The following is a 7,105-nucleotide window of genomic DNA, read 5'->3' on the forward strand; positions in this document are numbered from 1 at the left end:
GGATTTTCGCGTCGGGAGCGGCCCGGCGCGTTAGGCAAACTCTGAATTGTCAGAGTTTCCCGCAGCACATGGACGTGCTGCCATTTTCAACGGGTGTAACACGTTGAAAATGAAAGAAAACGAAAAATCGCACTTTTTCGGGCTCAAAGCTCTGGCAATCCGGGATGGATTGATCAGAGCTTCCTTGGATTCAGGAGCGGACTATCGGGATTGCGCCTGGTCGGGCCAGCCGATCACGGGAATCCTTGATGTAACGCTGGCCGGTAACGCGGCGAGCATCGTGATCAGCACGCCCACGCCGACCATCCACATCGCGATCTTCGAGTACTTCGCGGTTTCCGCGCGCAGGCGTTCCAGCACTTCGTGCGCGGTTCCGCGATAGATCATCAGGTTCGGCCCAACACGCGGCTTCGTACCCGTCAGCGCATTGCCGGCCGCGTCATAGGTGCCGATCGCACAGACGTTCGTGTCGACCGGCAGGGATTCTTCCTGGATCGCGAGCAGATCGGTGTCGCGCACGATGCCGGTCATCAGATAGTCCTCGTGCACCTCGTCGATGACCGAGTGCAGGACCTCCTGATGGCGCGACTCGCGTTCGCGCTGACCGGCGTCCGGCGCAGTCAGGTCGAAGTTCTGCATCATGCGATTCGCCTTCGCCGACCACTCGCGCCCCTCGTGGGTATGCAGCAGGCTGTCGTCGAGCACCGGAAAGGAGCGCAGTGCGAGTGAACGCCCGTTGCCCTCGATGCGCGAGGGCAGCAGGTGAAAACCCTGCGCGATGAACTGACGCGTGCCGCCGCTGCGGGTGGTCTTGCGCACGTTGCGCGTGACCGAGTAGCGGTACATGAGGCATGGTTCGTCGGTGAACGGCGCGATCATCGGCTCGCTGTCGGTGCGCACGATGCCCGCGAACGCGACGTGTTCACCGGCGACCATTGCCGGCGCATGATCTGAAAGCCACGGCCGCAGGAAGCGCAGGTTCAGCCAGTCGACAACAACGATATAGGTGAGTATCAGCCCGAGCACGAACGCGCTGCCGCCGACGAGTGCCAGCGTCAGGCCGATGCCGCCGGGGATGCGCGCATCGATGAATACGACCAACCCGATCCAGCTGGCGAGCCCGATCGCCGCGATCGAGATATTCGCAATGAACCGCAGGTTACCGGTGAGCTTCGAGTGGTTCATCGCGAAGCTGCCTGGTCGCGATTGTGGCTCAGGGCCGGATGGCCTCGATGGTTGCGGAGATGACGTAATCCTCGATCCCCAGGCCCGGTGCCCAGTCCTGGATGAACGCGCGGGATTCATCCTTCGGCGCGATGCGAATGTCCGCGAAACCCGCGGCCTGGAGCATCGTCCGCAACTCGTCCACGCTGGCGGCGCCCGCCATGCAACCCGCGTACAGCAGCGGGTCGTTTTTCAGATCGTCCGGCAGCTCGCCGCTTTTGACCACGTCCGAGATCGCCAGACGTCCGCCGCTGCGCAGCACACGAAACGCCTCCGCGAACACACGCGGCTTGTCCGGTGAGAGATTGATCACGCAGTTCGAGAGGATGCAGTCCACGCTGCGGTCTGCGACCGGCAGATGCTCGATTTCGCCGAGGCGGAACTCGACCTGCGTGTAGCCGCCGCGTTCGGCGTTCGCACGTGCCTTCGAGACCATCTCCGGCGTCATGTCCACGCCGATCACATGGCCTTCGTCACCGACCTCGGCCGCCGCCAGAAAGCAGTCGAAACCGCCGCCGCTGCCGAGATCGAGCACCGTCTCGCCGGGCCGCAACGCCGCGATGGCCTTCGGGTTGCCGCAGCCCAGTCCCATGTCCGCGCCGGCGGGCACCGCGGCGAGATCGGCCGAGCTGTAGCCGAGCCGCGTGGAAACGAGCTGGTTGATGCGGCCGTCCTCATCGACGCCGCAGCAGCCGGTCGACACACCGCAGCCCTGACCGGCATCGCTGGCGGTGGCCACCTGTGCATAGCTGGTGCGTACCTGGCCGCGCAGGCGGTCGGCGTCCAGCGCGACGCTTGCGGTGTTCGCGGTGTCGCCACCGCAGCAGGAGTTAGCCATGCCGATCTCCGAATGACGGAGTTTCGATCATACCGAACGCCGATCCGGGGCAGGTTTCGGCACGGCGGGGCGCGGGTTTCCGCTGGTTGAGCGAAACGCGTTCGCGGACAATAGCGCGATGCTGGTCCTTTCCGATGTCGCGCTGCGCCGTGGGGCGCATGTGCTGTTCGAACATGCCTCGGTGCAGATCTATGCCGGCCAGAAGGTCGGCCTGACCGGCGCGAACGGCACCGGCAAGTCGAGCCTGTTCGCGGCCATCCTCGGCAGCCTGGATACCGATGCCGGCCAGGTCGACCGTCCGGCCGGCTGGGTCGTCGCGCATGTCGCGCAGGAGACCCCCGCCACCACGGTCACGGCGATCGACTACGTCCTCGACGGGGACGCCGAACTGCGCGCGCTGGAGGCCGAGATCGAGCGCACCCATGCGGCCGACGCGGGCACGGCGCTTGCGCATGCCTACGCGCGCCTTGAATCCATCGGCGGCTACAGCGCCCGCGCACGCGCGGCGCAACTGCTCGCCGGGCTGGGCTTTGCGCCGGGCGACGGCGAGCGGCCGGTCTCGGAGTTCTCCGGCGGCTGGCGAATGCGGCTGAATCTCGCCCAGGCGCTGATGTGTCGCTCCGACCTGCTGCTGCTCGACGAGCCGACCAACCACCTCGACCTCGACGCCGTGCTGTGGCTGGAGACGTGGCTGCGGCAATACCCCGGCGCGCTGCTGCTGATCTCACACGACCGCGATTTTCTCGATCGCGTCGTCGCCAGCATCCTGCACATCGAGCAGGGCGGGGTGCGCCTGTACACCGGCAACTATTCGGAGTTCGAACGCCAACGCGCCGAGCGCCTCGCCGGGCAGCAGGCGCAGTTCGAAAAGCAGCAGCGCGAGATCGCGCACATGCACTCGTTCGTCGAACGTTTCCGCGCCAAGGCCACCAAGGCGCGCCAGGCGCAGAGCCGCCTGAAGGCGCTGGAGCGCATGGAGATCATCGCGCCCGCGCATGTGGACTCACCATTCCACTTCGAGTTTTTCGCGCCGGACAAACTGCCGCGGCCGCTGCTGCGCCTGCGCGAGGCGAACGCGGGGTATGCCGAAAAACCCGTGCTGAAAAGTGTCGATCTGGCGATCTATCCCGGCGACCGCATCGGTCTGCTCGGCCTGAACGGCGCGGGCAAGTCCACCCTCATCAAGCTGCTGGCCGGCGCGATCGCGCCGCTCGCCGGTGCGCGCGATGGTGCGCCGGCGCTGAACGTCGGCTATTTCGCCCAGCACCAGCTCGAACAGCTGCGCGCCGACCGTTCGCCGGTCGAACATCTCGCGGCGCTCGACCCGCGCGAACGCGAGCATGTGTTCCGTTCGTTTCTGGGCGGGTTTGGATTTACGAACGAAAAGGCGATTGCACCGGTGGGTCCGTTCTCGGGCGGCGAAAAGGCGCGGCTCGTGCTGGCGCTGCTCGTCTACCAGCGGCCGAACCTGCTGCTGCTGGACGAGCCAACGAACCATCTTGATCTCGACATGCGCGAGGCGCTGGTCATCGCCTTGCAGGGCTTCGACGGCGCGCTCGTGGTCGTTTCACACGACCGACATCTGCTGCGCACGACGACCGATACGCTTCTGCTCGTTGACTCCGGTCAGGTCGGTGAATTCGACGGTGATCTGGACGACTACCCCGCATGGCTCGCCGCACGCGGGCGGGGCGGTTTCACGCCAGCAGCGACGAAGCCCGAGACGCCCGCAGCGAATATCGCCGCCGATCGCAAGACCCAACGGCGCGACGCGGCCGAAGAACGCAAGCGCCTGCAACCGTTCCGGCGCAGCGTCGAACGTGCTGAACGCAAGCTTGACGAAGTCGCGAAACGCCGCAAGGCACTCGAGGCCGAACTCGCCGACGCCGGGATCTACAACGACGCCAACAAGGAACGCCTCAAGGCACTACTGGTCGAGCAGGCCTATGTCGACCGCGACCACGAAGCGGCGGAAACCGCCTGGATGGAAGCCAGCGAGGCGCTCGAAGCCGCCGAGGCCGGCTAGGGCGGACACGGCGCCAAATCCGGGTGCGTGCGCGGTTCGGGGATTCAGATTCTACGGGCTCCCGGGCCGCCGGTCGTACGCCGGCCACTCGACCGTACCGCTCTCGACCCCGTGGGGTCTGTTTGGCAACATCGCCGGGAGTCGGGTTGCCCGTCTGCCCGTCACCCGGAATCGCTTGCGCTCAGTGTGGCTGTCCGAGCCCGTTCGAGACCGGCGCTGCCGGCGCCCGGCGGATGGAGTTCGTTGTAGGGTCGCTGTTCTCTTCGCGCACCTGCTGAGTCGTCGGGGGGTTCTCGTTGTTGTACAGAACGCCGCGCTGTTCCTGGCCACTGCCCGTTTTCGGGATCTTGTGCCCCGGTGCAGCCTGTGGATTGGTCTTTGTCACCAGTTGCCTGTTTTGCAACGAGCGATTTACCGGCCCATCCGCGGATGCATCCGGCATGAACAGGGCAAAAGTCAGAACAGCCATGACGCTGGCGAGGGCGGTACCGATGCGGCAGGGTTTCATAATGTTTGTTCACGTCTCGCGGAATGCAGGTCGACTCTGGGCTGGTTTCGAAAAATAGATCAGTTTTGGAATTTTGCGCCGGTTTCACGTTTTCCTTTGGCACCGAGTTCCGGAACCCGTCATTCGCATCCGGTCGGTTCTTCCGTCATCTGCCTGCCAAGGCAGTTGCCCGGTGTCGGCGCGGGTTTGCCGCCGCCGCGCGGCGGTTTTCCGCCACCGCTGCCGGACCCGCCGCCCGATGGTCGGCCCGGGCCGCAGGGTACTCCATTGCCGCAGTCTTCCGGTCCGGTCGGTTCTTCGGTCATGCCTACGCGCGGCGGTCTGCCACCTAGGGGCTTGGCGACGCCGCGCTTGTCGTTCTTGGCCTTCACATCCGGCCGGACGGGCGCGGAAGCATTGTTCATCGCCAGCCGGACGAGCGGCGCTGATGCATCGTCGGTGGACCCGACGGGCGCTGCGTGAACCGCCAGCGCCGGAATCAGGTGGAGGGCCGTCACAAGCAAAGACCGCAGCATTGGTTGAATGATCCTCATGCGTTGGATGACCGACCCGTTCTTGCCAGAGCGCCACCGCGCCGTGCCGCGGGCAGCTCTTGATCTGTGAGAGTTGCTGCAAGCATACGATCGGACCCGCTGTTGCGCGAGCGAGTTGTTGAATTTCCCTTGTCAGTAACCCGCGGCCCTGGTTCAGCCGAGCGCCGTGGGGTGACTGAAAATCTGTAGCACCGCCCGCGCGACCGCTTCGCCGAGCCTGCGCTGGCCTTGTGCATCGAGGTGCACGCCGTCCACCGGGCTGGGCTCGGTCACTTCGGCCGCGTCGAGAAAGGCGAGGCCGCGGTCCCCGGCCACGCTGCGATAGTGCCGGGCAAAGTCCAGTGCGTGCTCGGGTTTGCCGTGGCACATCAACGACAACTCGTCGGAGAGCTTCCCGATGCGCGGCGGCGCGATCAGCAGGATGCGTGGCTCGCCGCCATCCGGGCCGGCCTCGCTGGCCTGCGCGAGCTTGCACAGGGTTTCGATCCCGCGCGCGGCGTCGTAGGCCGTCAGCTCGGGAAAGTGCAGCACATCGTTGGTGCCGAGCAGCAGGATCAACAGGTCAACCGGCGCGTGCGATTCCAGGATCGGCTGCAGCAGATCGGCACCGCTGCGGCCGGGGCGGAACGGTTCGTCGTGCACCGTGTAGCGACCCCGCAGACCCTCGGCGATCACCTCGTAATCCGGGCCCAGCGCCCGGGCCAGTACCGAGGGCCAGCGCTGATCGAGCGGCAGGCGCCCGAGGTTGCCCGGGATGTAGCCCCAGGTGATCGAATCGCCATAGCAGAGAATGGTCTTCATCGGTGGTGCGGATCGCCGGGTTCGGCCGGAAAGTGTACGGCCAGCCATACCGTCGGCGGTGCGCTGCTGGTGTGGATCACCCGGTGGCGCACATGCGCGGCGATGTCCACGTAAGCACCCACGTCGAGTTCGATCCGTTCTCCGGAGGCGTACTCGAGCACGGCGTTGCCTCGCAGCACGATGACCCACTCGCGATGGTCCTGGTCGTACCAGCCCGATTCGGGCGAGGTGTGTCCGCTGGAGACGATGCGCTCGATCGTGACGCCACGCCCCTGCGCGAGCGTCTCGAAGTGCTCGGTTTCAAGTGCCGGCGGGAGCGACGAAAAGAGGTTGCCTGCGATCAAGGAGATTGGCTGTCGAAGGAGGGTGGACGTCTAAAAGGGCTCTGACCCCTTATACCTTATTAATTTCTGACCCCTTTAATTTGAATTCACAAACCGGTCTACAATGCTTTCTATAGCCTCTATTAACTTTCTATTCTCCAAGCGGCCACCTACTACATCTGAATAACAATCAATAAATATTTTAGAGTACGCTGGATCAAATGTTGTCACGATTAGTATTTCTTTATTTCTAAAGGTGCGGTGGCCGAATTGGTCTCCTTGATTATCCGGTGGAGCTGTACCTGTTAATTGAAAGCCAATTTCTCCCAGCTTTTTAGATAACTCACTCTGAATATCTATCAACCTTTTAACAGGTAGATTATTTCTCTCTATGTGGCATACATTGATTGGTGGGTTTGGCTTATATAATGTAGCAATTATAATTACCAGAGCGCTGATTATTAACAAATAAAAGAACCCCTTCATCGGCCAAATCCTCTTGCCGGGTTTAGCTTTACTTCGCGTAAAAATGAAAGATCAGTAGTCCGCCATAGTGCGGGTGCAGCCCAGTCGTTTAAACCCGGAGCTGCCCCAGTCCCCACCCCTGTTGTAACTATAAATAAATCATGAGACCGTCTTACTACTTGCCGGCCTTCTTTTACACATAACGCCCCACATCAGCCGACCGAAAAGCGCGTAGCGTTTTTTGGGTCGGCTGGATGTGATTGTGTACGCCCGACATGGGCATGAACTGATGGGGTGGAAGTCCCCTGTAGGAGTGCCTGGACTGACCATGATCGGTCAGTCGATAACTACTAGCCAACGGCAAGGGCAAACCCGCGAGGGGATGTC

General features: G+C 63.3%; 8 protein-coding genes. 1 reads left to right on the forward strand and 7 read right to left on the reverse strand.

The genetic code is table 11. The annotated features are described in order from the left end of the window. Positions 1–201 precede the first annotated feature (201 nt). Positions 202–1,185, reverse strand: a complete 984-nt coding sequence (locus KDG50_03100) for a hypothetical protein (GenBank protein ID MCB1864389.1) — start codon at positions 1,183–1,185, stop codon at positions 202–204. A gap of 28 nt (positions 1,186–1,213) precedes the next feature. Beyond that, entirely contained in the window at positions 1,214–2,062 is an 849-nt protein-coding gene (locus KDG50_03105; GenBank protein ID MCB1864390.1) for an arsenite methyltransferase, read from the reverse strand. Between the two features lie 118 nt (positions 2,063–2,180). On the opposite strand from KDG50_03105, the gene KDG50_03110 reads away from it, so the two are divergent. Next, positions 2,181–4,088 carry an ATP-binding cassette domain-containing protein gene (locus KDG50_03110; GenBank protein ID MCB1864391.1) on the forward strand — a complete coding sequence of 636 codons (1,908 nt, stop codon included), beginning with the start codon at positions 2,181–2,183 and terminating at the stop codon, positions 4,086–4,088. A gap of 181 nt (positions 4,089–4,269) precedes the next feature. Here the strand turns inward: KDG50_03110 and KDG50_03115 are convergent, their stop codons facing one another. The 5 genes from KDG50_03115 to KDG50_03135 all read right to left on the reverse strand — a co-directional run bounded on the left by KDG50_03115 (position 4,270) and on the right by KDG50_03135 (position 6,739). Then, on the reverse strand, positions 4,270–4,596 hold the full coding sequence (locus KDG50_03115; protein ID MCB1864392.1) for a hypothetical protein: 327 nt from the start codon (positions 4,594–4,596) through the stop codon (positions 4,270–4,272). A 119-nt stretch (positions 4,597–4,715) separates the two neighbouring features. Next, positions 4,716–5,099 (reverse strand): hypothetical protein, encoded by a 384-nt coding sequence (locus tag KDG50_03120; protein ID MCB1864393.1) that lies wholly within the window; start codon positions 5,097–5,099, stop codon positions 4,716–4,718. Between the two features lie 183 nt (positions 5,100–5,282). Beyond that, positions 5,283–5,930, reverse strand: coding sequence for an SGNH/GDSL hydrolase family protein (locus KDG50_03125; GenBank protein ID MCB1864394.1), 648 nt, complete (start codon positions 5,928–5,930; stop codon positions 5,283–5,285). Continuing rightward, entirely contained in the window at positions 5,927–6,274 is a 348-nt protein-coding gene (locus KDG50_03130) for a cupin domain-containing protein (protein MCB1864395.1), read from the reverse strand. The genes KDG50_03125 and KDG50_03130 overlap by 4 nt, the downstream gene beginning before the upstream one ends. Positions 6,275–6,349: 75 nt before the next feature. Continuing rightward, positions 6,350–6,739 (reverse strand): hypothetical protein, encoded by a 390-nt coding sequence (locus tag KDG50_03135; protein ID MCB1864396.1) that lies wholly within the window; start codon positions 6,737–6,739, stop codon positions 6,350–6,352. Positions 6,740–7,105: the final 366 nt, after the last annotated feature.

It is taken from the genome of Chromatiales bacterium (assembly GCA_020445605.1).
Lineage (GTDB): Bacteria > Pseudomonadota > Gammaproteobacteria > JAGRGH01 > JAGRGH01 > JAGRGH01.